This window comes from Bacillus sp. I-2 (assembly GCF_001974945.1).
GTDB lineage: Bacteria > Bacillota > Bacilli > Bacillales > Bacillaceae > Bacillus > Bacillus safensis.
On sequence record NZ_LZRW01000012.1, the window covers coordinates 1 to 1,998 of the forward strand.

General features: G+C 57.6%; 1 pseudogene. It reads right to left on the reverse strand.

The features are described from left to right. Positions 1 to 1,663 (reverse strand): annotated as a pseudogene (locus BAE31_RS19910) (beta strand repeat-containing protein); the annotation flags it as partial. Between the last annotated feature and the right edge of the window lie 335 nt (positions 1,664 to 1,998).

A 1,998-nucleotide genomic window follows, 5' to 3' on the forward strand; every position in this document is an offset into this window, starting at 1 on the left:
CACCAGTAGGACCAGTAGCTCCGGTAATACCAGTGGCACCAGTAGGACCGGTATCTCCAGTGATACCTGTAGCGCCAGTAGGTCCGGTAGCCCCAGTGATACCCGTCGCACCAGTAGAACCAGTAGCTCCAGTAATACCAGTGGCACCGGTAGGCCCAGTAGCTCCAGTGATACCCGTGACACCAGTAGGACCTGTTGGTCCAGTGATACCTGTAGTCCCGGTAGGACCAGTATCTCCAGTGATGCCGGTTGCCCCGGTAGGTCCGGTAGCTCCAGTGATACCTGTAGCGCCAGTAGGTCCGGTAGCTCCGGTAATACCCGTTGCGCCAGTAGAACCAGTAGCACCAGTAATACCCGTGGCACCCGTAGGTCCAGTTGAACCGATGATACCAGTGGCACCGGTAGGTCCAGTAGCTCCAGTGATACCGGTTGCCCCAGTAGGTCCGGTAGCTCCAGTGATACCCGTGGCACCGGTAGGTCCAGTAGCACCAGTAATACCCGTGGCACCGGTAGGCCCAGTAGCTCCAGTGATACCCGTGGCACCAGTAGGACCAGTAGCCCCAGTGATACCAGTGGCACCGGTAGGTCCAGTAGCCCCAGTAATACCCGTGGCACCAGTAGGACCGGTAGCTCCAGTGATACCTGTAGCGCCAGTAGCACCAGTAATACCCGTGGCACCCGTAGGTCCAGTAGCCCCAGTGATACCCGTTGCGCCAGTAGCGCCAGTAGCACCAGTAATACCCGTGGCACCCGTAGGACCAGTAGCTCCAGTGATACCTGTAGCGCCAGTAGGACCAGTAGCTCCAGTGATACCTGTAGCGCCAGTAGGACCAGTAATACCCGTGGCACCCGTAGGACCAGTAGCTCCAGTAATACCCGTGGCGCCAGTAGGACCAGTAGCACCAGTAATACCCGTTGCCCCCGTAGGTCCGGTTGAACCAGTGATACCCGTCGCACCAGTATCTCCAATGATGCCGGTTGCGCCAGTAGGACCGGTAGCTCCAGTGTTGCCGGTTGCGCCAGTAGGACCGGTATCTCCAGTGTTACCCGTTGCGCCAGTAGGTCCGGTAGCCCCAGTGATACCCGTCACACCAGTAGGACCTGTTGGTCCAGTAATACCAGTGGCACCGGTAGGTCCAGTAGAACCGGTGATACCCGTGGCACCGGTAGGACCTGTTGGTCCAGTAATACCTGTTGCCCCCGTAGTTCCAGTAGAACCGGTGATACCCGTGGCACCGGTAGGTCCGGTAGCTCCAGTGATACCCGTTGCGCCAGTAGGTCCAGTAGCTCCAGTGATGCCCGTTGCGCCAGTAGGACCGGTAGCTCCAGTGATGCCCGTTGCGCCAGTAGGACCGGTAGCTCCAGTGACACCTGTAGCGCCAGTAGGACCGGTAGCTCCAGTAATACCAGTGGCACCGGTAGGTCCGGTTGATCCAGTGTTACCTGTGGTACCAGTAGGCCCAGTTTCACCTGGTGCTGCTAAAAGTGTGTAATCTGACGACGTATCTGGTGTACCTGAAGGTGGTGCAGAATCCACAATATACGTACCACCACCATAAGTGACCACTCGCCCTACTGAGTATGTTGGTGCCATAACAGGATCATAGGCTTCAACACCACTTAATCCGATCCCAGTAGGACCTGTTGGTCCAGTGATACCTGTAGTCCCGGTAGGACCAGTATCTCCAGTGATGCCGGTTGCCCCGGTAGGTCCGGTATCTCCAGTGATACCTGTAGCGCCAGTAGGACCGGTAGCTCCGGTAATACCCGTTGCGCCAGTAGAACCAGTAGCTCCAGTAATACCAGTGGCACCCGTAGGTCCAGTTGAACCGGTGATACCAGTGGCACCGGTAGAGCCAGTAGCTCCGGTAATACCCGTCACACCAGTAGGACCAGTAGCTCCGGTAATACCAGTGGCACCAGTAGGACCGGTATCTCCAGTGATACCTGTAGCGCCAGTAGGTCCGGTAGCCCCAGTGATACCCGTCGCACCAGTAG